The 25,903-nt window shown below is 67.7% G+C and carries 23 protein-coding genes and 1 tRNA gene; 14 read left to right on the top strand and 10 right to left on the bottom strand.

Translation table 11 applies throughout. From position 1 onward, the window contains the following. Position 1 precedes the first annotated feature (1 nt). Both ACNQPB_RS04045 and ACNQPB_RS04040 read right to left on the bottom strand, forming a co-directional pair. Positions 2-481: an FHA domain-containing protein FhaB/FipA gene (locus ACNQPB_RS04045; RefSeq protein WP_115788404.1), complete on the bottom strand. Its 480-nt coding sequence runs from the start codon at positions 479-481 to the stop codon at positions 2-4. After that, positions 478-1,227 (bottom strand): FHA domain-containing protein, encoded by a 750-nt coding sequence (locus tag ACNQPB_RS04040; RefSeq protein WP_498749323.1) that lies wholly within the window; start codon positions 1,225-1,227, stop codon positions 478-480. The genes ACNQPB_RS04045 and ACNQPB_RS04040 overlap by 4 nt, the downstream gene beginning before the upstream one ends. Before the next feature lie 365 nt (positions 1,228-1,592). Here ACNQPB_RS04040 and ACNQPB_RS04035 point away from each other — a divergent pair. After that, positions 1,593-1,675 (top strand) — tRNA-Leu (locus tag ACNQPB_RS04035). Positions 1,676-1,777: 102 nt separating this feature from the next. Here ACNQPB_RS04035 and ACNQPB_RS04030 read toward each other — a convergent pair. After that, the gene (locus ACNQPB_RS04030; protein ID WP_498749322.1) at positions 1,778-2,446 is read right to left on the bottom strand and encodes a TetR/AcrR family transcriptional regulator; all 669 of its coding nucleotides are present in this window, start codon (positions 2,444-2,446) and stop codon (positions 1,778-1,780) included. A 163-nt stretch (positions 2,447-2,609) separates the two neighbouring features. Here ACNQPB_RS04030 and ACNQPB_RS04025 point away from each other — a divergent pair, with 163 nt between their 5' ends. Continuing rightward, a complete protein-coding gene (locus tag ACNQPB_RS04025; RefSeq protein ID WP_498749321.1) occupies positions 2,610-4,013 on the top strand; it encodes a flavin monoamine oxidase family protein in 1,404 nt (467 codons plus the stop codon). Between the two features lie 120 nt (positions 4,014-4,133). Here ACNQPB_RS04025 and ACNQPB_RS04020 read toward each other — a convergent pair whose 3' ends face one another. Next, complete coding sequence (locus ACNQPB_RS04020; RefSeq protein ID WP_498749319.1) at positions 4,134-5,063, bottom strand: carbamate kinase; 930 nt, start codon at positions 5,061-5,063, stop codon at positions 4,134-4,136. Between the two features lie 111 nt (positions 5,064-5,174). Here ACNQPB_RS04020 and ACNQPB_RS04015 point away from each other — a divergent pair, with 111 nt between their 5' ends. Next, positions 5,175-6,116: an oxamate carbamoyltransferase subunit AllH family protein gene (locus ACNQPB_RS04015; protein WP_498749317.1), complete on the top strand. Its 942-nt coding sequence runs from the start codon at positions 5,175-5,177 to the stop codon at positions 6,114-6,116. A 105-nt stretch (positions 6,117-6,221) separates the two neighbouring features. After that, a complete protein-coding gene (locus ACNQPB_RS04010; protein WP_498749315.1) occupies positions 6,222-7,538 on the top strand; it encodes a cytosine permease in 1,317 nt (438 codons plus the stop codon). Between the two features lie 75 nt (positions 7,539-7,613). Here ACNQPB_RS04010 and ACNQPB_RS04005 read toward each other — a convergent pair whose 3' ends face one another. Together ACNQPB_RS04005 and ACNQPB_RS04000 are read right to left on the bottom strand one after the other, a co-directional pair. Then, the gene (locus ACNQPB_RS04005) at positions 7,614-8,525 is read right to left on the bottom strand and encodes an NADP-dependent oxidoreductase (protein ID WP_498749314.1); all 912 of its coding nucleotides are present in this window, start codon (positions 8,523-8,525) and stop codon (positions 7,614-7,616) included. A gap of 58 nt (positions 8,526-8,583) precedes the next feature. Then, positions 8,584-9,165: a hypothetical protein gene (locus ACNQPB_RS04000; protein ID WP_498749313.1), complete on the bottom strand. Its 582-nt coding sequence runs from the start codon at positions 9,163-9,165 to the stop codon at positions 8,584-8,586. 130 nt (positions 9,166-9,295) lie between these two features. Here ACNQPB_RS04000 and ACNQPB_RS03995 point away from each other — a divergent pair, with 130 nt between their 5' ends. Beyond that, entirely contained in the window at positions 9,296-10,483 is a 1,188-nt protein-coding gene (locus ACNQPB_RS03995) for an ArsB/NhaD family transporter (RefSeq protein ID WP_498749312.1), read from the top strand. A gap of 4 nt (positions 10,484-10,487) precedes the next feature. On the opposite strand, the gene ACNQPB_RS03990 is transcribed toward ACNQPB_RS03995, so the two are convergent. Further along, positions 10,488-10,892 carry a DUF5997 family protein gene (locus ACNQPB_RS03990; protein ID WP_498749311.1) on the bottom strand — a complete coding sequence of 135 codons (405 nt, stop codon included), beginning with the start codon at positions 10,890-10,892 and terminating at the stop codon, positions 10,488-10,490. A 117-nt stretch (positions 10,893-11,009) separates the two neighbouring features. Between ACNQPB_RS03990 and ACNQPB_RS03985 the strand changes: the two genes are divergently transcribed. The 4 genes from ACNQPB_RS03985 to ACNQPB_RS03970 are packed head-to-tail and all read left to right on the top strand — an operon-like array spanning position 11,010 to position 14,126. Then, on the top strand, positions 11,010-11,420 hold the full coding sequence (locus ACNQPB_RS03985) for a TOBE domain-containing protein (protein ID WP_498749309.1): 411 nt from the start codon (positions 11,010-11,012) through the stop codon (positions 11,418-11,420). After that, entirely contained in the window at positions 11,417-12,226 is an 810-nt protein-coding gene (modA, locus tag ACNQPB_RS03980; protein WP_498749307.1) for a molybdate ABC transporter substrate-binding protein, read from the top strand. Before ACNQPB_RS03985 ends, modA begins: the two co-directional genes overlap by 4 nt. 20 nt (positions 12,227-12,246) lie before the next feature. Continuing rightward, positions 12,247-13,053, top strand: a complete 807-nt coding sequence (locus tag ACNQPB_RS03975) for an ABC transporter permease (RefSeq protein WP_498749929.1) — start codon at positions 12,247-12,249, stop codon at positions 13,051-13,053. Beyond that, positions 13,050-14,126 (top strand): sulfate/molybdate ABC transporter ATP-binding protein, encoded by a 1,077-nt coding sequence (locus ACNQPB_RS03970; protein ID WP_498749305.1) that lies wholly within the window; start codon positions 13,050-13,052, stop codon positions 14,124-14,126. Before ACNQPB_RS03975 ends, ACNQPB_RS03970 begins: the two co-directional genes overlap by 4 nt. A 286-nt stretch (positions 14,127-14,412) precedes the next feature. Here ACNQPB_RS03970 and ACNQPB_RS03965 read toward each other — a convergent pair whose 3' ends face one another. The 3 genes from ACNQPB_RS03965 to ACNQPB_RS03955 form a co-directional block, all read right to left on the bottom strand. Next, positions 14,413-16,350 (bottom strand): aminobutyraldehyde dehydrogenase, encoded by a 1,938-nt coding sequence (locus tag ACNQPB_RS03965; protein WP_498749304.1) that lies wholly within the window; start codon positions 16,348-16,350, stop codon positions 14,413-14,415. Continuing rightward, positions 16,347-18,050 carry an amidohydrolase gene (locus ACNQPB_RS03960; protein ID WP_498749303.1) on the bottom strand — a complete coding sequence of 568 codons (1,704 nt, stop codon included), beginning with the start codon at positions 18,048-18,050 and terminating at the stop codon, positions 16,347-16,349. The genes ACNQPB_RS03965 and ACNQPB_RS03960 overlap by 4 nt, the downstream gene beginning before the upstream one ends. A gap of 177 nt (positions 18,051-18,227) precedes the next feature. Continuing rightward, a complete protein-coding gene (locus ACNQPB_RS03955; protein WP_498749301.1) occupies positions 18,228-18,905 on the bottom strand; it encodes a TetR/AcrR family transcriptional regulator in 678 nt (225 codons plus the stop codon). A 251-nt stretch (positions 18,906-19,156) separates the two neighbouring features. Here ACNQPB_RS03955 and ACNQPB_RS03950 point away from each other — a divergent pair, with 251 nt between their 5' ends. From ACNQPB_RS03950 to ACNQPB_RS03930, 5 genes are read left to right on the top strand one after another with little or no spacing between them, the layout of a single operon-like run. Beyond that, positions 19,157-20,809, top strand: a complete 1,653-nt coding sequence (locus tag ACNQPB_RS03950; RefSeq protein ID WP_498749299.1) for an ABC transporter substrate-binding protein — start codon at positions 19,157-19,159, stop codon at positions 20,807-20,809. Position 20,810: 1 nt separating this feature from the next. Beyond that, complete coding sequence (locus ACNQPB_RS03945; protein ID WP_498749297.1) at positions 20,811-21,884, top strand: ABC transporter permease; 1,074 nt, start codon at positions 20,811-20,813, stop codon at positions 21,882-21,884. Then, the gene (locus tag ACNQPB_RS03940; protein ID WP_498749295.1) at positions 21,881-22,738 is read left to right on the top strand and encodes an ABC transporter permease; all 858 of its coding nucleotides are present in this window, start codon (positions 21,881-21,883) and stop codon (positions 22,736-22,738) included. The genes ACNQPB_RS03945 and ACNQPB_RS03940 overlap by 4 nt, the downstream gene beginning before the upstream one ends. Beyond that, positions 22,735-24,426: a dipeptide ABC transporter ATP-binding protein gene (locus ACNQPB_RS03935; RefSeq protein ID WP_498749294.1), complete on the top strand. Its 1,692-nt coding sequence runs from the start codon at positions 22,735-22,737 to the stop codon at positions 24,424-24,426. Before ACNQPB_RS03940 ends, ACNQPB_RS03935 begins: the two co-directional genes overlap by 4 nt. 46 nt (positions 24,427-24,472) lie before the next feature. Beyond that, positions 24,473-25,900 carry an NAD(P)/FAD-dependent oxidoreductase gene (locus ACNQPB_RS03930; protein ID WP_498749292.1) on the top strand — a complete coding sequence of 476 codons (1,428 nt, stop codon included), beginning with the start codon at positions 24,473-24,475 and terminating at the stop codon, positions 25,898-25,900. Positions 25,901-25,903: the final 3 nt, after the last annotated feature.

Raw genomic sequence — 25,903 nt, 5'->3', positions numbered from 1 at the left:
GCTACGGCCTCAATTCAATGACCGTCTTGCCGATCCTCACGGGGACGCCAAGCTCAACCGGCAGGGCCCGGGTCAGTTGCTGATCGGCCAGATAGGTGCCGTTGGTGGAGCCAAGATCTTCAATGAACCAGCGGCTGCCCTGCGGGAACAAGCGCGCATGCCGTCCCGAGGCGTAGTCGTCTTCGAGGACCAGGGTGGCTTCCTGGGCGCGGCCGAGCAGGATGGGGCTTGCAGCCAGCGGCAGCGTGGTGCCCTTGAGGGGTCCTTCGACGACGACGAGCTGCCGGGCCTGCTGCTTCGGGGCAGGCGTCGGGGGCGCGAGTTCGGGGTGCTTGCGTACTTCCCGTGCCGTGGGGGCACCCGTGGCGGCTTTGCGGCCGATCATGAGGTCCCGGCGCATGGCCGAGACGATGCTGAAGATCAATACCCACAGGAGCAATAGGAAGCCGAAGCGCAGGGCCGTGATGGTCAGTTCGCTCACGCGCGGCCCCCGGGGTTGGCGTTGCCGGGTGGCACAGTGAGAAGCCTGAAGATGATCTTGGTACGTCCCATCGTGATCGTGGAACCATCGACAAGTTCCGTGCTGCCGTCGAGTTTGTGCCCGTTGACGTAGCTGCCGTTGGTGGAGCCCAGGTCCACGGCGCGGACAAAGCCGCCCTCGGTTCGGATTTCCAGGTGTTTGCGCGAGACTCCGGTGTCCTCCACGAGGATGTCCGCTTCGGAGGAACGGCCCAGGATCACCGAAGGAGCGTTGAGCGAGTAGCGCTGGCCGGCGATGTCAAGGACGGGCTGGAGCCTGGACGGTTCCCGCGAAGGTGCGGCAGGAACGTTGCTGCGCGGCGCGGCAGGGCCGCCGGATTTCTCCGTGCGTGAGGTGATTTCGAAGTGGCCTTCGCGCTGGGCGTCATCCTGGCGGAACGAGATCCGCACGGGGCCCTGCAGCGTGTACCCCTGGCTGCGCACGTGCTGGATGACGACGTCGCAAAGTTCTTCCGCCAGCGGGGTCCCCCACTCCTGGGCGCGGGCGAAGTCCTCCACGCTGAGGAGGACATCGAAGACGTTTGGGGCCAGGGTCCGTCCGGCTGCGATGGTGAGGGACTTGTTGTCCAGTTCGCGGCGGAGTTTGCTGGCGATTTCCACGGGTTCCACCTTGGCGCGGGAGCCGGTGGAGAAGACGCCGCGGACGGCTTTTTCGATGCCGCGCTCAACCCTGTCGAGCAATCCCATGGTCCTCCTCCTTCCGTTCCATTGACCCGGCAAAGCACCTGTGCGGAGGCATCGACCCCCGCATCAGGCATGGACCCCTGGAGTCCGTGATGGCATGGCCTTGTGCGGGCCATTCCTTTCCCGATACTACTGGGCATGGCTGTGAATGGCCTTATTCCGCAACGGCCGGACCCGCGGAAAAGTTCGCCCCGGCAGCCTGGAAACGCTGAGGTACAAGGGCCGAAATCCGCGGAATTCCGGGGCCGGGAACCCCTGCAGCGGCTCGATTGGTGTTTTCCCTGCAAGTTCCGTTATGCTTGATCTCGCTGCTTTTGCAGGACACAAAGCAGGGGAAACCCGTGGATTGTCCGTGCAGGAGAAGTTGCGCGCGAGTGGCGGAACGGCAGACGCGCTGGCTTCAGGTGCCAGTGTCCGAAAGGGCGTGGGGGTTCAAATCCCCCCTCGCGCACGCATTCAAACACCCCGGTCTTCGGACCGGGGTGTTTTTGTTTGCCCGGGATCCTGGTTGAACCCCGCCGCGGCTGGGCCGCGACGGGGTTCAACGTCGGCTCTATGCCCGCAGCGCCCCGAAGCCGGCTACCAGTGCGTCCAGGCCCATGCGGAAGGCGAGGTCCGAGGGGTAGTTCACGGGGCCGAGGCTCCGCATCGCGGCCGTGAAGTGCGGCGTGGATTCGGCGAGCTTTCCGGAGTCGAAGATGTCCGCCGGAGCCGTCGCGTCGAAGGCAGCCCCGAAAATGTACGCCTCCAGCGCCACGATGCAGGGGATGATCCGGTCCTCGGGGAAGCCTGCGCGCAGGAAGCCTTCCGTGACGGCCTCGTACATGGCCAGCGTCTGCGGAGCGTCGGTCACCGGCAGGACCGCGATGACCGAAATAAGCGGGGTGTGCGCGGAGAAGATGTCTCGGTAGGAGTAGGCCCACGCCTTTACGGCTTCCTCCCAGGGCAGGGTGCGGAAGACGCTTGAGTCCACCTGGGACATCAGGTCTTCTTCCACGAGCCTGAGGACGTCATCCTTGGATCCCACGTGGTTATAGAGGGCCGAGGGGGCCACGCCCAGCGACTTTGCCAGGGCCGCCATGGTGAGGCCGTCGTAACCCTTCCTGCTGACGAGGGCCAAGGCGGCCGCGGTGATTCCGGCCTGGTCCAGGACCGATCCCACAGGCCGGCCGGCCCTCCGGCGCGGCTTTGTTTCGGCCGGAGAGGGGGAGGGCTCGGGCATCAGTGACCTTTCTGGAAACGGCGTTTCCAGCATTATTCCATCGGGGGCTTCCCAGTTACCTAAGTCACGGGTACAGTAGTCATAAATGAATGGCATTCATTTATGAAGGACTGCGAGTTTTCGTTACGGGCCGGCCAAGGGAGGGCGGCCAGGAAAGGACATCATGTTGAATCTTGACCGCGACGTCGTCATCGTTGGCGCTGGTCCGTCCGGCCTGACCGCTGCACGCGAACTGAAGAAGGCCGGCCTCACCGTCGCCGTCCTCGAAGCCCGGGACCGGGTCGGCGGACGCACCTGGACCGACACCATCGACGGCGCCATGCTCGAAATCGGCGGTCAGTGGGTTTCCCCGGACCAGACCGTGCTCATGGACACCCTTGAGGAACTCGGCCTGGAAATGTACTCCCGCTACCGCGAGGGCGAGTCCGTCTATATCGGCGCGGACGGCAAGCACACCCGCTACACCGGCGCGTCCTTCCCGGTCAGCGAAAGCACCGCCGTCGAGATGGACAAGCTCACCGCCATCCTGGACGGCCTGGCCGCCGAGATCGGTGCGGAGGAGCCCTGGGCCCACCCCAAGGCGCGCGAGCTGGATACCATCTCCTTCCACCACTGGCTGCGCCAGAACTCCCCGGACGAAGAAGCCTGCAACAACATCGGCCTGTTCATCGCCGGCGGCATGCTGACCAAGCCCGCCCACGCGTTCTCCGCCCTGCAGGCGGTGCTGATGGCAGCCTCTGCCGGCTCCTTCACCAACCTCACGGACGAGGACTTCATCCTGGACAAGCGCGTCGTCGGCGGCATGCAGCAGGTATCCCTGCGGATCGCCGCAGAACTGGGGGACGACGTCGTCCTCGACTCCCCGGTGCGGACCATCAACTGGGAGGCCGCCGTGCCCGGCGACGAAACTTCCGGCCACCGCGTTTCGGTCGAATCCGACCGTGCGACCGTGAACGCCCGCTTCGTCATCATGGCGGTCCCGCCGAACCTCTACAGCCGGGTGTCCTTCAACCCGCCGCTGCCGCGCCGTCAGCACCAGATGCACCAGCACCAGTCCCTGGGTCTGGTCATCAAGGTGCACGCCGTCTACGAGACCCCGTTCTGGCGTGAAAACGGCCTCTCCGGCACCTGCTTCGGCGCCGGCTCCGTGGTCCAGGAGGTCTACGACAACACCAACCACGGCGACGCCCGCGGCACTCTGGTGGGCTTTGTCTCCGACGAAAAGGCAGACGCCATGTTCGAACTGAGCGAAGAGGACCGCAAGGCGGCCATCCTGGACTCCATCGCCGAATACCTGGGCGAAGAGGCCAGGAACCCCTCTGTCTTCTACCTCTCCGACTGGGGCTCCGAGGAATGGACCCGCGGCGCCTACGCGGCCAGCTACGACCTCGGGGGCTTGTCCCGCTACGGCAAGGATCAGCACGCCGCTGTCGGCCCGATCTACTGGTCCTCCTCCGACCTGGCGGCCGAGGGCTACCAGCACGTGGACGGCGCCGTACGCATGGGCAAGAAGACCGCGGCACGCATCATCGCCGCGAACGATCGCATCGCGCAGCCGGTCGGCTAGTGCAGCCCGTCAGCTAGGGCAGCCGCTGAAGCAGCAAGAAGCATCCCGGTCCTTGGGGTTCCAAGGACCGGGATGCTTTTTTGTTGCGTGAGGCTTGTTTGCGGAGTCCGGAGCCTTGGCTCAGACGAAGACGATGCCTTCCGGGACGTCCGGGCGGATTTCGGTTCCGACCTTGCGCGCCAGCAGGTCGTCCAGGCGGTCCAGCGGGCCGATAAGGACGCGGCCGCCGGCCTTTGCGACGCGGATTGCGGCATCCACCTTCGGCTTCATGGAGCCCTCGGCGAATTTGAGCTCCCCGATGGCCTCCGGGGAGGCGGTCAGGATGTCGCGCTGCTCCGGGGTGCCCCAGTTTTCGCTGACGAAGTCGCCGTCGGTGAGCATGATCAGGGTGTCTGCCTCAAGTTCTTCCGCGAGGGTGGCGCTTGCCGCGTCCTTGTCGACGACGGCCTGCATGCCGATCTGGTGGCCCCTGCCGTCGAGCTTGACCGGAACGCCGCCGCCGCCGACGCAGACCACCAGGGTGCCGTTGTCCAAAAGGGTGCGGACGAGCGGGGACTGGACGATGCTGACGGGCTCCGGGGAGGGGACCACGCGGCGGAATGCATTGCCGTCCTTGGCAATGGTCCATCGGTACTCGGACGCGGCCTCGGCGGCATCCTGCGCGGAGTACGTCGGGCCGATGAGCTTCGTGGGGCGGTGGAAGGCGGGGTCGTTCTCATCCACCACGGTGGTGGTGACAATGGCGGCAACCTCGCGCTCGCCCGCGAGGGCGTTGGAGAGTTCCTGCTGGATGACGTAGCCGATCATGCCCTGGGTTTCGGCGCCGAGGATGTCCAGCGGGTACGCGGCGACGTCCTGGTAGGCCAGGTTCTGCAGGGCAAGCAGGCCCACCTGGGGTCCGTTGCCGTGCGTGATGACCATTTCATGCTCGCGTGCCAGCTTGGCAAGGGCCTGGCAGCTTTCCTTGACGTTTGCCCGCAGACGGTCGGCCGTCATTGGCTCACCGCGCTTGGCGAGGGCGTTGCCGCCCAGTGCGACTACAACTCGCATCTAAATCCTCCTGAATGGAACTACCATGTGAAGCCACATGGTATACCATCTTGTGTGATAAGGACTGCCGTCATCCAGAATTCATGCGGCAGGAGCGGCTGAAGGAGCGCCATGGGAACCGCAACCCGCACGAACTGTATACCGAGCCTTTCCATGGATGCGGCATTGCTGGCAACCCTCCACGAACGCCCCGGCTGCGGCGAAGTGCACTCGGTCTTCGACAAGGTCATCAACATCATGGCGCCCTGGGGCGGGCTGGTTTCCCTGGCGGCCAGGCACCTTGACGATGCCCCGTGGACCATTCGGGCTGATGCAGGCGACTGGAACCGCCTGGAAGTCCGCGCCGGCGATCCGGTGATCATGGACTCCCGGCAGCTCTCCTTCGGCAAAGAAGGCAACCCTGCGGTGCTGGTGGCCGGCGCCCGCGAGTGGTTCGCCAAGAAGACGGCCCTGGACGGATTGGCCGCAGCGGACTTCCAATTCCGTGCCGACGCGCTGGAATCCGTGCTTGAAGTCCGCGGTGTCCGCGGCGGAATCCTGGAAGGCGCCGGGGAACGCAATGATTTCGAGGAGGGCATTGCAGCCGGGCTGCGTACCGGCCGGGAATCCTTCATGAAGGCAGTCCGCTCGGACGACGCCGTCCGCACCGCCGAGGCAGCGTTGCAGTTGCTTGGGCTGGGCCCGGGCCTCACGCCCGCCGGCGACGATTTCCTGTGCGGATTCGCGGTGCTCGCATCCCAGCCCGGCAGCCGGCTCGCCGCTGCCCGCAGAGTCCTTGCCGACGTCGTCCTTCCCAACGCACAGCGCACCACCGAACTTAGCTGGACAACTCTCCAGGAGACCCTCAGGGGACGGGCCCGGGAATCCATGCTGGAGCTGCTTAGCCGGCTTTTCCGCAGCAAAGCGGAAGATCCCGCCGGGCTTGCCCGGCACCTTCGCGTCCCGCTTGACCGTGTCCTCGGCATCGGCCATACCTCCGGGACGGACATCCTGTCCGGCCTGCTGGCCGGGCTTCGGCTCGAAGCGGAACTGAGAGGCCCGGCACCGGCCTGATCGGCGCCGGCACTACCCACCCACCGGTCGACGTCCGCAGGGAAGGCAATCCTCCCCGCGGGCAAGCTCGCCTGAGCCGACCCTTAAGAGAAAGCAGTCGTGGAGATGACCACTCCGCCAGGAACTGTTGAAAGCACCGCCGTCGAGGCCGGGCTCGAATCCGAATTCGAGCACACCCCGGTCCCGGAGTCCCACAGGAAATCCCTGCTGACGGTTTCGGCCGTCTGGTTCGGATTCCCGATGATCCTGACCAATGCCGTGCCCGGTGGCCTCGTGGTCGCCTTGCTCGGCTTCTGGCAGGGTCTCGCCGCGATTGTCGTGGCAAACCTCATCATGTTCATCTACGTCAGCCTGCTCAGCTATCGTGCCGGCAAGACGGGCAAGAGCTTCGCTCTACAGGCCACGGAAACGTTCGGCACCGCCGGTTACGCCATTGCCTCCGGCTTCCTGGCCACCGTCGTGGTGGGCTGGTTCGCCTTCAACACCGGAGCCACCGGAGCCAGCTTGAACAAGGCCTTCGGCTGGAACGAGACCCTGGTGGTAGCGATCGCCGGCGTCGCGTTCATTGCGGTGACCTACCTCGGCATCAAGGCACTGTCATGGCTGGGTGCCATCGCCGCTCCACTGTTCATCGTCGCGGTGATCATCGCCATCGCCATTGCGGGGCAAAGCCACGACCTCGGCCAGATCGTGAACTTCCATGGCGTGGGCGGCGGCGCCATGACCTTCGGCGTGGCCGTCACCTCGATCATGGCCACCTTCGCCGACTCCGGAACCATGACGGCGGACTTCACCCGCTGGTCGAAGAACGGCCGCGAAGCAGTCCTGGCCACCGCTACCGCGTTCCCGTTCGCGAGCCTCATCGCCCAGCTCAGCGGCGGCCTGCTGGTGGCAGCCGGGGCGATCGCCTCGGCTCAGACCGCCGGCGGCGATTTCACCCCGATCCTCACCGGCGTGGGCAATCCGCTGCTGAACGCCCTGGTGGTGGTCTTCGTGGTCATCAACCTCGGCTCCGTGTGCACGCACTGCCTGTACAACGGCGCTTTGGGCTGGTCCCACCTGACCCGCTCGAAGATGCGCTTGCTCACACTGGTGCTGGGCGTGATCGGCGTGGCCGTTGCGCTGCTGGGCGTCTGGAGCCTCTTCGTGAACTGGCTCGCGTTCCTCGGGGTGATTGTTCCGCCCCTCGGCGCCGTGCTCATCGCCGACCAGATCATCCTGCGCAAGCGCCTCGCGGGTCGCGCCGAGTCGAAGATCCGCCCGACGGCGTTCATCGCCTGGGCGATCGGTGCCGTGGCCGCCGTCGTGGTCCACTTCGGCGCGCCGATGCTTTCGGACGCGGTGGCCGGGCTGATCGTCGGCCTCGTGGCCTACCTTGCGATCGAGTCGCTGGGCAGCAAGACGGCCGCGGCCCGGCAGTAATCCGGCACCGCAGTTAATAAGGAAGGAGCCTGTACCGCCTTGGTCGGTACAGGCTCCTTCCTTTGTCCAGCTGTCTCAGTTCAGGGTGATGATGATCTTGCCGCGCAGATGGCCCTGTTCGAGCCGCCGGTATGCGTCGGACACCTGCTCCAGCGGGTAGCTTGCCTCGAGCGGCAGGACGAGCGAGCCGTCTGCCAGCCCCTCCGCGATCCGCGGCAGGGCGTCGGCCGCCGCATCCACGCCGCCGGTCGCCACGAAACCGCCACCCTCGTGGCCGTGGGCCGCGATAGCCGTGATGCGCCCGGCCGGAACGCCGAATTCCTTCGCCGTCTCAATGACCTCGACGCCGTTGAGGTCCGCCGCCGCCGTCGGCGTTCCGAGGTCCTTCACCCGGTCCGCCAGGCCGTCCCCGTAGCTGACCGGAATGGCGTCCAGCCCGCGCAGGAAGTCGTGGTTCCGTTCAGACGCGGTGGCGATTACGGTAGCGCCGGTCCGGGCGGCCAGCTGGGTAGCCAGCACGCCGACGCCGCCGGCAGCGCCGCCGATCAGGACCGTGTCAGACTCGTCCAGTTCCAACTGGTCGATTGCCGCCGCGGCCGTCCGCCCGGCGATGGAGAGCCCTGCGGCCAGTTCGTCCGTGACGCCGTCCGGCGTGCGGTACAGGGCCAAGGGCGTGGTCACCACGAAGTCCGCGATGGCCTCGTGGCGTTTGCCGCCGTAGACACGGTCGCCGACGGAAAATTCGGTGACGCCCTCGCCGACTTCATCGACCACTCCCGCGAAGTCGTTGCCCACACCGGAACCGGGCGCACCGCCGAACGCTTCGGCGACAGGGCCGCCGTGGAAGATCTTGTAGTCCACGGGATTCAGCCCGGCGGCCGAAACCCGGACGCGGACCTCGCCCGGGGCCGCATGCGGTTCCTCGACTTCCACAACCTTCAGGACCTCGGGTCCACCGAACTGTTCGTACCGTACTGCGCGTGCCATGCCGTCCTCCTCGGTTCGTTGCTTGCCTGTGCACGGTGCAAGCAACGCCGGCGGCAGGCTATTCCGAAGGTTTCGAAGCATGAAGGAGCGTGACGCCCGGTGACGGTGCGGCACCGGCCGCGTTTTCGGCGTCCTCCAGAGCCCTGGCGAGCTGCTCGACGGCGGCCGGGTAGCCGCCGTCGGCGGTCAACCGGGAGGACTCCGCCAGCCGCATGGCGCGGAAGAGCTCAGCAGTGGACGGCACCCGCGCGTCGCTCATGGCGGGGTAGTCGATCTGCCGGCCGGGATCAAGCTCGTAGAGCTGCCAGCGCCGCAGGATGTCCCGGTGCCGCGCCGCGGTGGCCGCGTGCAGGCTTTGCTGCCGGCGCAGTTCACCCACCCTGCGTTCGCCGAACAGGGCGGCGAACGCGGTGGCGGCCGCGAGGCAGAGCAGCACGAGCCCGACGGCGGGGGACAGCAGCGCGGGAACGAGCAGTGCCGGAATGATCACCACAAACCCGGCGAATGCGTTCCAGAAGAAGGCGTCCGGCTCCTGTTTCTTCCGGAGCGAGAGGACGGTTGCCGCGACGGCTGCGATGAGCAGCACCGCCCAGAAGACGGTCTGCCAAGGGCTCAGCTGGACTCCGGATATGGCGGACATCTGGACACCTCCGCACGCTGCAGGACCGCCTTTCCTCCAGTATGCGCCGGTGCCGGGGCGGTGGCGAGTGGGGTTCAGGGGCGCGGCGCGTGTGGGAAATCCATGACGGGTTGACGCTTACGATTGGGCAGTGAGGTTCAGGACGTGGTTGGCGAAAGTTCGCAGTTATGTCCTTCCGGCGGGGATACTCCTGGCAGGTATCGTTTGCCTGGCCGGCGGCTTGCTATCGGGAGCGGGGTTCGAGGCCCTGGCGCTTCGGACCATTCCGATCTTGTTGTTCGTGGTGGCCATGACGGTCGTGACCGAGTTGGTCGCTGAGGCCGGCCTTTTCCAGGTGGTGACGGACCGGATCGCCATCTTGGGCCGTGGGCGGGTGTTGCTGCTATGGCTCTTGATCGTCGCACTTGCCACGGCGTCGACCGTCTTCCTCTCCTTGGACACCACCGCGGTGTTGGTGACTCCGCTCGTGGTGTTGCTGGCCGTACACGCCAAGATCCCGGCGCTGCCTTTCGCTCTCACCACTGTGTGGCTGGCCAACACCGCGTCCTTGATATTGCCTGTGTCCAACCTGACCAACCTCCTGGCCCAGAACCGGCTGGCGCTGTCTCCTTTGGACTTCGCAAAGCTGGTCTGGGCCCCGTCGCTCGCCGGCCTGGTTGTGCCCCTGGTGATTATCGGCATGGCCTTCCGCAAACAATTGCGGGGGCGCTACGGACCGCAATCCCGGCACCAGGTTTCGGACCGTCCATTGTTGCTGACATCCGGCGCGGTCCTGGTGCTCCTGCTGCCTGCCCTGGTATCCGGAGTTCCCGTCCAGATCCCGGCCCTCGCTGCGGCCATCGTCCTGCTCATCGCTTTCGCGTGGAAGCGGCCGTCCATACTGAGATGGTCGATGATTCCTTGGCGGCCACTGATGTTGACGGTGGGCCTTTTCATGGTGGTGGAGGCCCTGCACGAGAACGGCCTGGCAGGACTGCTGGCCCATGTGGCGGGCGAGGGTGCAAGCCTGCCCGCGCTGCTGCAACTTGCGGGGATCGGTGCCCTGGCCGCCAACGCAGCGAACAATCTGCCGGCCTACCTCGCCTTGGAACCTGTGGCCGGGTCTCCTGTCCGGGTGGCCGCGCTCCTTATCGGAGTGAACCTGGGCCCGCTCATTTCTCCGTGGGCCTCGCTGGCCACCCTCCTGTGGCACGAACGCCTCCAAGCCCTCAACGTCAGCGTCCGCTGGAGCGGGTTTGCCCTGGCCGGTCTGGTAACTGCCGTGCTGGTTCTTCCGGCCGCCGTCCTTCTCCTGTGGGTTTCTTCCGGAATGCCCTGACGGCTTAGGCCTTGGCCTTCTTGTCTTTGTCCTTGTCCGCGGCCTTCTTCGCGTCCTTGACGCGCTTCTCTTCTGAGCGCACGGCGGCGTGGGTGGCGCGTTCGACGACGAGCCACTGCGGAGGTGCCGCCAGCAGGGCGGTGATTTCCGCCGTCGTCAACGGCTCGGTGATGCCGCCGCGGGCCAGGCCGCCGATGGAGATGTTGAGCTTCTGCGCGACGACGGGGCGCGGGTGCGGTCCGTTGCGGCGCAGCTCAGCGAGCCACTCCGGCGGGTTGGCCTGCAGTTCGGCGAATTCCGCGTGGGTGAAGGCTGAGTCCTGGAACTCCTGGGGAGTCGCGGGCAAGTAGATGCCGAGTTTCTTGGCAGCAGTTGCCGGTTTCATGGCCTGGGAGCTTGGGGATTTCATGGTTCAAGGGTATCCCTGCGGGCAAGCGCAACGCGCGGAAGACGCTTTGCGGGTCACATACGTGTTTACGGTGAAATCCATTGGTTTGCACCGCAAATGCGTACCTATGATGAATGCATGCCGCAGATACGAGTTTCCGAGGCCGCCCGCTTCCTGGGCGTGAGCGATGACACTGTGCGCCGCTGGATCGACAACGGCGCCTTGACCGGGAAGAAGGACGAGTCCGGGCGCGTGGTAGTGGACGGGCTGGAGCTCGCGCATCTGGCCCGCGAACAGGCCGCGCTGCCGGAGGATCCCGCCCGCGCGGGAAGCTCCGCGCGGAACCGCTTCGTGGGGCTGGTCACCGGAATCACGGCGGACAAGGTCATGGCGCAGGTGGAACTGCAATGCGGGCCCTTCCGCGTGGTGTCGCTGATGAGCAGTGAAGCCGTCCGCGAACTCGGGCTGGAGCTGGGCTCCGTGGCCACCGCCGTCGTCAAAGCAACCACCGTCATCATCGAAACACCGCAGGGAAAGAGCATCGTATGAGGATCACCCGCAGGACCGTCACCGCATTGCTGGCCGCCGGGGCCCTGACCGCCGGCATTGCCGGTTGCGCAGGTAACGCCGGCCCCGCAAGCAGCCCGGCCGGAAACATTGCAACTGTGGCCCCGGGTCTGTCCGGCACCGTGACGGTCTATGCCGCGGCATCCCTGAAGAAGACCTTCACCGCACTGGCCACCGAATTCGAAGCCGCCCACCCCGGAGTCAAGGTCACGCTGAATTTTGCCGGCTCCTCGGACCTGGTCACCCAGATCACCCAGGGCGCCCCGGCCGACGTCTTTGCCTCGGCGGACACCAAGAACATGGCCAAGCTCTCGGACGCCTCCCTGCTGGACGGCGAAGCGAAGAACTTCGCTACGAACGTCCTGGAGATCGCCGTCCCGCCGGCCAATCCGGCGTCGGTCTCTTCCTTCGCGGACCTCGCCAAGCCGGGGGTGAAAGTGGTGGTCTGTGCTCCCCAGGTGCCCTGCGGCGCCGCCACCGAAAAGGTGGAGAAGGCTACGGGAACCGCGCTGAAGCCCGTGAGCGAGGAATCCTCGGTCACCGATGTCCTCGGCAAGGTCACCTCCGGGGAAGCCGACGCCGGCCTGGTCTACGTCACCGACGTGAAGACCGCCGGCAGCAAGGTCAAGGGCATCCCGTTCGCTGAGTCGGGCCAGGCCGTGAACACCTACCCGATCGGCACTGTCGGCTCCAGCAAGAACAAGGAACTGGCGCAGGCGTTCATCGAACTGGTCACCGGCAGCGAGGGCAGGAAGGTCCTGGCTGACGCCGGATTCGGCGCGCCGTGACCCCTTCCCTGAGCCCCTCCATGAACGACGACGGCGGCCACGGCTACAGCGGCATTCCGCGCTGGCTGTACCTCCCGGCCGCCGTCGGGGCCCTGTTCGTCCTGCTGCCGTTCGTCGCGATGCTGGCGAAGGTCAATTGGGCCCAGTTCATCCCGTTGGTGACATCGGGCGCTTCCCTGGACGCACTCGGCCTGAGCCTGCGGACCTCCTCCGCGAGCACCGTTGTGTGCCTTGTCTTCGGCGTGCCGCTGGCCATGGTGCTGGCACGCCGGCCGTTCCGCGGGCAGCGCCTGTTGCGTGCCTTCGTCCTGCTGCCCCTGGTGCTTCCGCCGGTGGTGGGCGGCATCGCGCTGCTCTACACCTTCGGACGCCAGGGCCTGCTGGGGAAATCGCTTGAACTTGCGGGCGTCCAGATCGCCTTTTCCACCACCGCCGTTGTACTTGCCCAGGCCTTCGTGGCCCTGCCGTTCCTGGTGGTCAGCCTCGAAGGGGCGCTGCGCACCGCTGGCAAACGCTTTGAAGCCGTGGCCGCTACCCTCGGTGCCGGCCCCACCACCGCGCTGCGCCGGGTGACCCTGCCGCTCGTGATGCCGGGGCTGGCCTCCGGCGCCGTGCTGTCCTTCGCCCGCAGCCTCGGCGAATTCGGCGCCACCCTCACCTTCGCCGGCAGCCTGCAAGGCGTCACCCGGACCCTGCCGTTGGAAATCTACCTGCAGCGCGAATCCGACGCTGATGCCGCCGTCGCGCTGTCCCTGCTGCTGGTCGCGGTGGCGGTGGCCGTCGTCGGGCTGTCCTTCCGGAAGCCCGGCAGGCAGGTGACCGCATGACGTTCCGGATGGCAGCCCGGGTGCTCGGGCGCCTGGATGCGGCATTCACCGTGGCGCCCGGCGAGACCGTGGCGGTGCTCGGGCCGAACGGTGCCGGGAAGTCCACCCTGCTCGCCGCGGCTGCGGGGCTTTTGAAGCCCGACGCCGGGTCCGCCCGATTGGGGGACAGGGTCTTGTTTGAGCGCGACGGCGGCAAGCACGCTTGGGTGCCGCCGCATCTGCGCGGGGTGGCCTTGCTGGCCCAGGAGGCGCTGCTGTTCCCGCACCTGAGCGTGCTGGACAATGTGGCGTTCGCGCCGCGCAGCGCGGGGCAGTCGCGGGCGAAGTCCCGGGACACGGCGCGGCGCTGGCTGGCCGAGGTGGATGCCCTGGACCTGGCCGGGCGGAGGCCCGGGCAACTGTCCGGCGGTCAGGCGCAGCGCGTTGCCGTGGCCCGTGCGTTGGCTGCGGAACCGGAACTCCTGCTCCTGGACGAACCGATGGCCGCCCTGGACATCCATGCCGCGCCGCACCTGCGCCGGCTCCTGAAACGGGTGCTGGCCGGGCGCAGCGCCGTGATCGTCACCCACGACGTGCTGGACGCCCTCATGCTCGCGGACCGGGCACTGGTGCTGGAGGACGGCCGGATCGTCGAGGAAGGGCCGGTTCGCGAGGTGCTCGGGCGCCCGCGCAGCGCCTTCGCCGCCGGGCTCGCCGGGCTGAACCTGCTGGCCGGCACGGTCACGGCGGAGGGGCTGCTGGTTTCAGGAAGCGGTGCCGCCGCGGGGCTGGCAGTCTCCGGGACGTCGCTTTCGGGGACGTCCGACGGTGACGCGGCTCCGGGGGAGCCCGGCGTCGCTGCCTTCCCGCCGTCGGCCGTCTCCATCTTCCTGGAGCTGCCGCACGGCAGCCCCCGCAACTGCATGCCGGTGGCGATCACGGAGCTCGAACCGCACGCGGGCCGGGTCCGGGTGCGGGCAGGGGAGTTGTCCGCGGACATCACTCCGGCGGCATCGGCCGAGCTGGGGCTGGAGCCGGGAATGCGGGTGTTCTTCGTGGTGAAGTCCGCCGAGGTGCAGGTGTACGGGGCCTAGCCGTGGTCTACTGAGCCGATGGTCGTACTGCAGATCGAAAACCTGCAGGATCCGTCCGCCGTCGGGGGCATACTCGATTCGTTGCCAGCGTGGTTCGGCGTCCAAGGCCCTTCCAAGGAATCCGGCGTAGCAGAACTGGTGTTCGCATCCCGGACTCGCGCATTGGATTCCAGCTGGCAGGTTCGAACCCGCCGGCTTGGTGCGTTACCTGCGAGGTCGGCGACATGGCCGAACCGGTGGCTAAGCCTCACGCCCGGCGCCGCCGTCAACGCGCCGTACCGTGCCGTCAGCGCGGCCAGGTGAACACGGTGTCCTGCCATTCCTTGTGCGCGCTGCTGTCCCGGCCCAGCATCACGTGCTTGATGTTGGTGTACTCCTCGAAGGAGTAGGCGGACATGTCCTTTCCGAAGCCCGAGGCCTTGTATCCGCCGTGCGGCATTTCGGAGACGATCGGGATGTGTTCGTTGACCCAGACGCAGCCGGCCCGCAGTTCCTCGGCCGCGCGCAGGGAGCGCTGCAGGTCGCGGGTCCAGGCGGAGGCGGCGAGGCCGTAGGCGGTGTCGTTGGCCAGGGCCAGGCCTTCCTCGTCGGATTCGAAGGGCAGCGCCGCCAGCACCGGGCCGAAGATCTCCTCCTGCACGATTTCCGAATCCTGCGCGACGTTGCTGACGAGGGTGGGGCGGTAGAACGCTCCGCCGGCCAGGCCGCCGTCGGGCGCAAAGCCTCCGGCCAGGACCTTCGCGCCATAGCCGCGGGCACGCTCCACGAAGCCGGCCACCCGGTCCCGGTGCGCTTGGCTGATCAGCGATCCGAGATCGGTATCCGGATCCAGCGGGTCCCCCACCCGCACCTGATCCATGAGCTCGGCCACCCTGGCCGTGAAGGCCTCGAACATCGGGGCCTGGATGTAGGCCCGGGTGGCAGCGGTGCAGTCCTGGCCGCCGTTGATGATGGCCCCGGCCACGGCTCCGTGGGCGGCGGCTTCCAGATCGGCGTCGTCGAACACCAGAAAGGGCGCCTTGCCGCCCAGCTCCAGGTGGACGCGCTTGCCGCTGCGGGAGGCAAGCTCCATGATCCTGCGCCCGACGGCGGTGGAACCGGTGAAGGAGCTCATGGCCACGTCCCGATGCGTGACGAGGTGCTCGCCGATGCCCCGGCCCGTGCCGGTGACGATGTTCACCACACCGTCCGGGATGCCCGCCGCCTTGGCGGCCTCGGCGAAGAGCAGGGAAGTGCCCGGGGTCAGTTCCGAAGGCTTGAGCACAATTGTGTTTCCCGCGGCGATGGCGGGAAGGATTTTCCAGGCGGCCATCTGGAGCGGGTAGTTCCAGGGCGAGATGGAGCCAACCACGCCGATCGCCTCGCGCCGGATCATGGAGGTGCCGCCGGCGCCATACTCGCCGGCCGCGAGCCCCTGCAGGTGCCGGGCAGCGCCGGCGAAGAAGGCAGCATTGTCCACGGTCCCGGGGACGTCGAAGTTGCGCGACATCCCCAGGGACTTGCCGGTCTGTGCGGTCTCGACGGCGGCCAGTTCCTCGGCGCGCCGCTCCAGTTCGGCTGCCAGTTTGAGGATGGACGAGGAGCGTTCGGCGGGCGTCGCTTTCGACCACGCCGGGAAGGCGCGCTTGGCAGCGGCGACGGCGGAGTCGACGTCGTCCGTTCCGGCATAGCGGATGGTTTCCGCGGCTTCGCCGGTGGCCGGATTGATGCGCACGGCTTCCTCGCCGCTGCCGTCGCGGTAGCTGCCGTCGATGAACTGGTGGCGTCCGCCTGTGGTGCTGCTGGGCATGGTGGTGTCCTTTGTTGGTTTCGAAAAGGGAAGTGGCTCCGGGAGCCGGGCTGCGCCGTCCGGCTCCGGGATGCCCAGGTAGACCTTGCGGAGGGTTTCATGCACGGTCCAGGTGGTGCGCATGCCTTCGCTCAGGCGCAGCAGGGAGCCGGGGGAGAGCGCCATTGTTCGCGGGGCGCCCCCGCCGTGGATCTCCACCGTTGCCCGCCCGGCGGTGACCAGGAAGACTTCCTCGGCTTCGACGTCGTGCATGGCGCCCGCCGACATTTCCCAGACACCCAGCTCCACGCCTGAAAAGCTGCCCAGCTCCTGGACGGCGGTGCCGGGGTGTCCTCCGGCGAGCTGCTCGGCGGGGACCGGGCTGTGGCGCAGGGCCAGCCCGTTGACCTCCACGGGGATGCCCGGAACCAGGCTGTTCATGCCCGTACTGCTCATCCCCGTATCGGGTGCTTCTCCCGGACGTGCACGGCCTGCCCGCCCACCAGCGTGAGCTCGGTGGAGACGGTGTGCAATTCCTCCGGCGCCAGCTCAAAGGGGTTGCGGTCCAGCACCACGAGGTCGGCGAGTTTCCCGGCCGCGATGATGCCGCCGTCGTCCAGCCGGTTGAGCCGCGCGGAGCCGAAGGTGTAGGCGGCGAGGGCGGTTTCCAGGGGGAGTGCCTCGCCGGGATTCAGCGGCGGCAGGTCCGGGGTGTCCGGGGCGTTCCGGTTCACCGCCATGTGGATCGCCTGCCACGGGTCGGGCGTGGAGACCGGCCAGTCCGAGCCCATGGCCAGTTCCGCGCCGGCGGACCACAGGGAGTGGAAGGGGTACTGCCAGCCGCTGCGTTCCGGGCCAAGGACGGGGACGGTCAGCCCGAGCATCTGCTCGTCGTTGCACGCCCAGAGCGCCTGCGCGTTGGCCGTGACACCGAGCGCGGCGAAGCGGGCCACGTCCTGGGGGTGGATCACCTGCAGGTGGGCCATGTGGTGCCGGCCCTGCCATCCGCGGCTGCCCGCGTTGCCCGGCTCGCCGGCGTTGGTGCGGAGGGCGTGTTCGACGGCGTCGAGTCCGTCCCGCACGGCCCGGTCGCCGATCACGTGCAAGTGCAGGTCGAACGCGGCGGCGTCCAGGGCGGCGGCGACGGCGGCCAGGACTTCGCGCGGCAGGTAGCTGAGGCCGAATTCGTCGTCGGCCGCACCGGTATCGCAGGAGCAGGGGCGCAGGTAGGGCTCCAACATCGCGGCCGTCTGGTTTTCGGCCACGCCGTCCACCATGATCTTGGCACTCGTGGTGCGGAATCCGGCGGCGGCGTTCTCCCGGCGTCGTTCCTTGAAGCCGGCCACCAGCTCCCCGATGTTGTCCAGCGTGGTGCTGCGTGGAACCCAGAGGGCGCCGGCCGCCCGGGCGGTCAGGAGGCCCTCCGCGGCCAGGTTCCGGTAGGCGGAACTGGCGTCCGGGAAGCCCGCGTACTCGCCGAGGATTGCTTCCTGCCAGCCCGTGATGCCGAATCCATGGAGGTAGCGCTGGGCCTCCAGCAGCCCTTCGCGCAGTTCCGCGGCAGTGGGTTCCGGCAGGAGGCGTCCCACCAGGTCCATGGCGCCTTCGTGGAGGGTGCCGGTGGGGTTTCCCTGCTGGTCGCGTTCCAGGCGGCCGTCGGCGGGATCCGGGGTATTCGCGTCGATTCCGGCGAGCTCGAGTGCGCGGGTGTTCACCCAGGCGCCGTGGTGGTCACGGTTGACCAGGTACACCGGGCGGTCGGGTACCACGGCGTCCAGGAGTTCCTTCCCGGGGGTTCCGCCGGGGAAGTCGGCCATGTTCCAGCCCGCGCCCACGATCCATTCCCGGTCCGTGGCCGCGGCGTATTCGCGGACCTGGGCCAGGACAGCGCCGACCCCGCTGAGTTCGGAAAGGTCGCACCCCAGCCGCTCCACGCCGGCGTGCACGGCATGGATGTGGGCATCCGTCAGTCCGGGCGTCAGCAGGCGGCCGGCAAGGTCCACGCTCTCTGCCGTGCTTCCGACGGCGGCGCGCACTTCCTGTTCGCTTCCGACGGCGGCGATCCGGCCGTCCTTGACCGCAACCGCCGTTGCGGTGGGGTGCAGGCGCTGCCCGTCGAAGATCCGTCCGGAATGGAAAACCCAATCAGCATTCACGTGATGCCTTGCCTTTCGCGGTGCTCAGGCCCGTCCGCCGGGCCGCAAAGTGTGGGGGAGTGTGACCCATGCAACTCCATGTCAAACACTTTGTCAACGGCGTTTACTTTTGGCTGGCCTTAGCCAGGGTAGGTGAACATGCGTGGTAGTGCTTGCCCTGAAGGCGGGGCTGAACCCCTATGTGCCGCGCCCGTCGCGCTCGGCGCTGTCCAGGATCGCGGCAAGGCCGGCCTGGAACGTGCTGAGGGAATCGAGCTTCCGCAGCGCAGCGTGGTGCTTCTCGACGAGCGGGTGGTCCTGTACGCGGCTGAAGACCATCGCGCTGAGCCAGGGATCATGGCCCTGGGAATCCGGCAGGCGCATGACTTCCAGCGCGATCCCGGCCCCGAGTGCAAGGGTGTAGCTTTCCAGCGCCGCGTAGTAGTGCACCACCTGCTCATCGCTGAGGCCGGCATCGCCCAGGCATTGCAGGACGAACTCGATCGCCTGCAGCTCGCCTGGCCCGTAGGTGTCTGTGGCGAAGGCCTCGCTGCCGAGCGACGGATACCTGATGAAGGTCTGCATGAGTTCCTGCAGGTAGTTTTCCAGGCGGGTGCGCCACGGTTCCCCTGCGGACACCTCTGCTGTGCGCGTGACCGTGACCGTGAACAGGCGGTCCAGGGCGGCCCGCACAATGGCTTCGCGGTTCTTGAAATGCCGGTAGACGGCGGTTGCGTCGGTCCCGAGCTCCTCGCCCAGCCGGCGGAAGGTCAGCCGCTCGCCGGGTTCCTCGCTGGCGATCTTGAGCACGGCGTCCACGATGGTGGCGGGATCAAGGCGTGCCCGGCGTTCTGCTGGCTGCACTGCCTTGGCCATACTGTTCTCCGCTTTCCGTGGTCCTGTGCTCCGGTTTCCTCACGGTACACGATGCGGGCGGGGCGCTGCCATGACGCCGGGCAATGCCATGCCGAGGCGATGTCAATAAGAATGTCATCGCCATTGACTTAAGTGTGAGCTGCGCCATAGTGTCGTCCCCGGAGATGCGGGTGAGCAGCTTTTGGGGAGTCAGGCCGCCCGCATCCCAGCCAACGCAGGCCCTTACCCACGCTGGAAACAGAAGGAGACAAATGACCTTCGCAACGAAACGCGCCCGCAGCGCCTCGGCGCTGCTTGGGGCTGCCGTGCTGGCGCTGGCGGTGAGCGGCTGCGGCGGCCTGCCGGCCGGCGTCGGCGGTTCTCCGGAAGGTGCCAGGTTCACCCTGCAACAGGGCACGACGGCGCCGGGCAGCGGAATCGATAACTTCAACTGGGCGCTGTATGCCGAGCCGTTCTCGCTCGATTACGCGTACGCCTTCGACTACCCGGACAACACCGTGCTCTCGAACGTGTGCGAGTCGCTCTTCCGCTGGAACAGGGACCTCACCGTCTCCCCGGGCCTGGCCACGAAGGTGGCGAACCCGGACCCGCTGACCTGGGTCTACACGATCAGGCAGGGCGTGAAGTTCCACGACGGCAGCACCATGACGGCGGACGACGTGGTCGCTTCGCTCAGGAGGCACCTTGACGAAGAGGTGGGGTCGTTCTGGGCCTCCTCCTTCCAGAACGTGTCGTCCATCGAGAAGACGGGCGCCTACGAGGTCACCGTCACCACCACCAGGCCGGACTACGTTTTCAACTCCTCCCTGGTGGGGGCGCCGGGCGTGGTGGAGTCCGCCAAGACCCTGGCCAAGGACGGCAAGGATTACGGAAACGCCCGCACCGGCGTGAACTGCACAGGCCCCTTCAGCTTCGACCACTGGGATGCCGGGGAGAGCGTGGTCCTCAAGCGCTTCGACGGCTACTGGGACCCGGCGCTCAAGGCGAAGTCCGCACAGGTAACCTTCAAGATCCTGCCGGACGCGACCGCCCGCATCAACGCCTTCCAGACCGGTGAGCTGGACGGCGGTTTCATGATCCCGTCCAACGCAGTGGACATCCTCAAAGCCAACCCCGACGCCGGGAACCTCTACTTCGGCAACGACACCTCGGTCCAGAGCGTGGTGTTCAGCGACCTCGCCGGGACCTTCAAGGATGTGCGCGTCCGCAAGGCCCTCATGATGGCGGTCAACCGGCCCGCCCTCATCAAGGCTGCCGAACAGGGCTACGCCGCGGGGACGGACGCGCTGACCACGCGCAACGTCTGGGGCGCCGCGAAACCCGCCACCGTCAATGCGGCGTTCAAGGGCCTGGCGCACCTGGACTACAACCTCGAGGAAGCGAAGAAACTCGTGAAGGAGGCCGGCGCGGAAGGCAAGAAGTTCGTCTTCGCCTCCGCCTCACTCAGCGCCGCCTTCGACATCGGGGTCCGTGCCATCGCGTCCGCGGCCAAGGAGATCGGCCTGGTGCCGGAAATCCAGACCATGTCCAACGACAAATACACCACCCTGTTCTCCGACCCGGAGGCCCGCAAGGGCGTGGACATGTTCGTCACGTCCTGGTACCTCTCCAGCGCCGAACCCCTGGAGATGTACAGCGTGCTGCGCACCGGCGACTTCAGCAACTACGGCGGCTGGAGCAACGCCCGCTACGACGCCCTGGTCAACCAGGCCTTCGGGACCAAGGATCCGGACCTCCGGGCCAGGCTCACCGGCGAGGCCGCGAAGATCGCCAGCGAGGAAGTTGTCTGGGCCCCGCTCTACGAGACCGTGACCACCATGTGGCTCGGCAAGCGCATCACCGGCGCCGACCCCTCCATCAACTACATGTACTTCCCCTGGGCTGCCAAGATCGGAGGCCGCTGACATGACCACCACCCACCCCGCGGCGACCGCCGCGCCGGACGGCACCGCCGTCCCGGGCGGCACCGCCGTCCCGGGCGCACCAGGCGGACGCCCTGCCCGGACCGGCGTACGCGGAAGCGGCTCCCGCGCCGCCGTCTTCGTCCTGAAGAAGCTCCTGGTCCTGGCCGTGACCCTGTTCGCCGCCTCGCTGGCCGTCTTCTTCTCACGCTTCCTGGTCCCCGGTGACCCGGCCCGCTTCCTGCTGCGCGGCCGCAGCCCCAAGCCCGAGGCCCTGGCCGAAATCACCCGCCAGTTCGGCCTGGACAAGGCGCCGTGGGAGCAATACCTGAACTGGGCCGGCGGCATCCTGCACGGCGACTGGGGACGCTCCCTGACTTACCGCCAGGACGTCTCCGACGTGCTCCTGGGCCGCCTGCCCACCACCCTGCAGCTCGTGGCCCTGGCCGCCGTGTTCATCACGCTGCTCGGCCTGTTCGCCGGCATCGTGGCCAGCCTGAACAAGGGCTTCGGGGACCGTTTCATCCTGGTCACGCTGACCGCGGCGGGCGCCGTGCCTCCCTTCGTGGCGGCCATCGCCCTCGTGGCCCTTTTCTCGGTGGGCCTGGGCTGGTTCCCCTCCTTCGGCAGCGGCGACGGCGGCTGGGAACGCCTGCGCCACCTCACCCTCCCGGCGCTGGCGCTTGGCATCACCTACATCGCTATGGTGGCCCGGGTGACCCGCTCCTCCATGAACGAGCAGCTGCTGCGCGAGCACGTGGAAGTGGCCACCAGCCGGGGCCTGACCCGCGCCTCGGTGGTCCGCCGGCACGTCCTCCGCAACGCCGTTGGGCCCATCCTCACGGTGAGCGGCGTCCTCGTGGCCGGCCTGCTGGTCTCCAGCTCCATCATCGAGCAGACCTTCGGCCTGGCCGGGATCGGCCAGCTCCTGGTCCAGTCCATCGACCGCCTCGACTTCGCCGTCGTCCAGGCCATCGTCATGGTGGTGGTGACCGCGTTCGTGCTGGTCAACACGATGGTCGACCTCATCCAGCCCCTCATCGACCCGCGCATCGCGGCGGGAACGGAGACCCGATGACCCTCACCCTCCAGCTGCCCCAGGCAGGCATCCGCCGCTACGGCAGCCTCCTCTCACCGCTGGCGTGGGCGGCACTCCTGGTGACAGCCGCCGTCGTGCTGGCAGCGGTCTTGGCCCCCGCACTGGCACCCTACGACCCGGACTACGTGGACCTCAACAACGTCCTGGCCGGCCCCAACGCCCAGCACCTCCTGGGAACCGACGCCCTGGGCCGGGACCTCCTGAGCCGGATCATGCACGGCGGCCGGACGGCACTGCTCGGCCCCACCATCGTGGTGCTCGGCTCGACCGCGGCGGGCCTGCTCCTCGGCCTCGCGGCGGGCTGGTCCGACGGCTGGACCGGCAAGGTGCTGGGCCGTGTGTTCGACCTGCTGTTCTCCTTCCCGGCGCTGCTGTTGGCCATGTTGTCGATCGCACTCTTCGGCAAGGGACTCTTCGCGCCGATCCTGGCCATGTCGATCGCCTACGTGCCCTACGTGGCCCGGCTGACTCAGGGCCTGGTAGTGGCCGAACGCACCCGCCCCTACGTCCAGGCCTACCGGGTGCTGGGGTTCCGGACGCCGTGGGTGGTCCTGGGCCGGGTCATGCCCAACCTGATCCCCACCGTGGGTGCCCAGTCGGCGCTGAACTTCGGATACGTCCTGGCCGACTTGGCGGCGCTGTCCTTCATCGGCCTGGGCGTCCAGCCGCCCACCAGCGACTGGGGCGCCATGATCGAGGAATCCCGCGGCGCTCTGCTGGGCGGCTATGTACTGCCCGCGTTCTGGCCGGCGCTCGTGGTGGTCCTGGTGGTGGTGGCGGTCAACGTCATCGGCGAAGAACTCTCGGACCGAATTGGAGGCAAGCTGTCATGACCGGGCTTTTGCAGATCAAGGACCTCACACTGGACCTCCCGGGACCCGGGCCGCTGCTGAAGGGCATCTCCCTCCATGTCGACGACGGCGAGGCCGTTGCGCTGGTGGGCGAGTCCGGCTCCGGCAAGTCCCTCACTACCCGCGCCGCCCTGGGCCTCTTCCCCGGGCGTTCGCGCCTCTCCGGCACCGTTTCCGTGCGGGGCCTGGACACCGTGACCGCAAGCGGGCAGCAGCTGCTGGGACTGCGCCGCCAGCGCGCGTCGATGATCTTCCAGGACCCCCGCGCCGGCATCAACCCGGTGCGGACCGTGGGCGACTTCCTGACCGAAACCCTGGTGCGCTGGAAAGGGCTGGCCGGACCCGAAGCCCGGGAACGTGCCGTGAAGCAGCTGGAACAGGTGGGCCTGGGCCGTGCCAGGGAACTGATGGAGCAGTACCCGCACCAGCTTTCCGGCGGGATGCTGCAGCGGGTCATGATCGCCGCGGCCCTGCTTGATTCCCCCGAACTCCTGCTGTGCGACGAACCCACCACCGCCCTGGACGTCACCACGCAGGCCGGCATTGTCCGCCTGCTGCGCGACGAACAACTGGCCCGCGGCATGGGGATGCTCTTCATCACCCACGACCTGAACCTTGCCGCATCCCTGTGCGACCGGGTCTACGTCCTCCACCACGGGGAGGTGGTGGAAAGCGGCGCCACGCGTTCCGTCTTCCTCGCACCGCAGCAGGACTACACCCGGCAATTGCTCGCGGCCACTCCATCGATCGAGACCGCCGGCGGCCCTGATGACAGCGGAAACGTCGACGGCGGAAACCTCGACGGCGGCCCTGGCGCCGACGTCCCGCTGCTGGAGGCCGCGGGCCTCAGCAAACGGTACGAGCTGCGCAGCGGCGAGGTCCTCACCGCCTTGGACGGCGCGGACTTCCGCCTGCGCGCGGGAGGCTCCCTCGGCGTCGTCGGCGAATCCGGATCCGGGAAGTCCACCCTCGCACGCCTGGTGGTGGCACTGGAGACGGCTAGCGACGGCGAACTGACGCTCGGCGGCGCCGTCCGCCCGAAGCGCCTGCTGAAGGCGGGGGAGCGGAAGCTGCTCGCCAAGGACGTCCAGATCGTGTTCCAGGACCCGTACCTGTCCCTGGACCCGCGCATTCCGGTGGGCCGCGCCGTGGCCGATGTCTTCCGGCTCCACCAGAAGCAGGGGCGGCGCGAGGCCCTGCAAAGTTCCCGGGACCTGCTCGAACGGGTCGGCATCACGTCCGCCCGCTTCGAGGCAAAACCGCGGGCCCTGTCCGGCGGGCAGCGGCAGCGCGTCGCCCTGGCCAAGGCCCTGGCCGCCCGCCCCAGGCTGCTGGTCCTGGACGAGGCCACGAGCGCCCTGGACGTGTCCGTGCAGGCGCAGGTGCTGGAGCTGGTGGAGGAACTCCGTGAGCAGCTCGGCCTGACCATCCTCTTTGTCACCCACGACCTTGCCGTGGTGTCCAGGCTCTGTTCCGAGCTCCTGGTCATGCAGCAGGGCCGGATCGTGGAGCAGGGCGCCACCGCGCGCATCCTCTCCGCCCCGGACCACGAATACACCCGCATGCTGATCGGCTCCCGGCCCCGTGCCCTGTGGGACGCCGACGCCCCCGGCATCAGCGACGCCGGCAGCGACGCCGGCAACGCAGGTCCGCAGGCCGTCGCGGTCTGAGCAAGCTACCTAAGTCCCCCGAAAGTCCCCGAACAGGAGAAGTCCCGTGCACACCACCGTTTTCGAACGGAACGTCCCGCAAGCCGCCGTCGTGGCCAACGCCCTGGAAGGCGTGGCACACCGGCCCTTCTGGATCGACGACCTCGGCCCGGAAATCCGGCGCTACCCCCAGCTGGAAGGCGATGCAAGCGCAGCCCTCGTCATTGTCGGCGGAGGGTACACCGGCCTGTGGACGGCCCTGCGCGCCAAGGAACGCGACCCGGAACGCCACGTCATCCTGCTCGAAGCCGAGCGGATCGCCTGGGCGGCCTCGGGACGCAACGGCGGCTTCTGCGAGGCAAGCCTGACGCACGGCTACGAGAACGGAAAGAACCGCTGGCCGAAGGAGCTTGCCACCCTGGAACGGCTCGGCCTTGAGAACCTGGACCGCATGCAGGAAGCCGTACAGAAATACGGAATGGACTGCGATTGGGAACGCACCGGCACCCTGAACGTCGCCGTCGAGCCCCACCAGGTGGAGTGGCTGCGCGCGGAAGGCAACGGTGACTTCCTGGACAGTGACTTCTTGGACCGGGACGCCGTGCGGGCGGAGCTCAACTCGGACACCTACCTGGCCGGCCGCTGGCACAAGGATTCAGCGGCGATGGTCCACCCCTACAAGCTGGGCCTTGAGCTCGCCCGCGTGGTCACCGGGTTGGGCGTCGTCATCCACGAAGGGACCCGCGTGCGGGAGCTGAAGGACGACGACGGCGGCGTCACGGTCGTGACCGAACGCGGCAGCGTCCGCTCCGAACAGGTGGTGCTGGGCACCAACGCGTTCCCCTCGCTGCTCAAACGGAACAAGCTCATGACCGTGCCCGTCTACGACTACGCGCTCATGACGGAGCCCCTCAGCGAAGAACAGCTGGACGCCATCGGCTGGAGCAACCGGCAGGGGCTGAGCGACCTGGCCAACCAGTTCCACTACTACCGGATCACCCGGGACAACCGGATCCTCTTCGGCGGCTACGACGCCCTCTATTTCTGGGGCCGCCGCGTGGACACCCGGCACGAGTACCACCCGGAGACCTGGGAGAAGCTGGCCTCGCATTTCTTCACGACGTTCCCGCAGCTGGCGGGCCTGAAATTTACCCACAAATGGTCCGGTCCCATCGATTCCAGCACCCAGTTCTGTGCGTTCTTCGGCACGGCGCGCAGGAACCGGGTGGCCTACGCTGCCGGCTTCACGGGGCTCGGCGTCGGGGCCACGGCCTTCGCGGCGGACGTGCTGCTCGACCTGCTCGGCGGCCTGGAGACCGAACGCACCCAGGTGGAAATGGTCCGACGGCGGCCGCTGCCGTTCCCGCCGGAACCGCTGGCCTCGATGGGCGTCAACATGACCCGCTGGTCCATGGACCGCGCGGACCACAACCAGGGCAAACGGAACCTGATCCTCAAAGCGCTCGACGCCGTCGGGCTGGGTTTCGACTCCTGAGCC

The sequence above is a fragment of the Curtobacterium sp. LFS079 genome, assembly GCF_047977865.1.
GTDB lineage: Bacteria > Actinomycetota > Actinomycetes > Actinomycetales > Micrococcaceae > Arthrobacter.
Note: the sequence above shows the minus strand (reverse complement) of the source record. Positions and strands in the feature narration are given on the sequence as shown.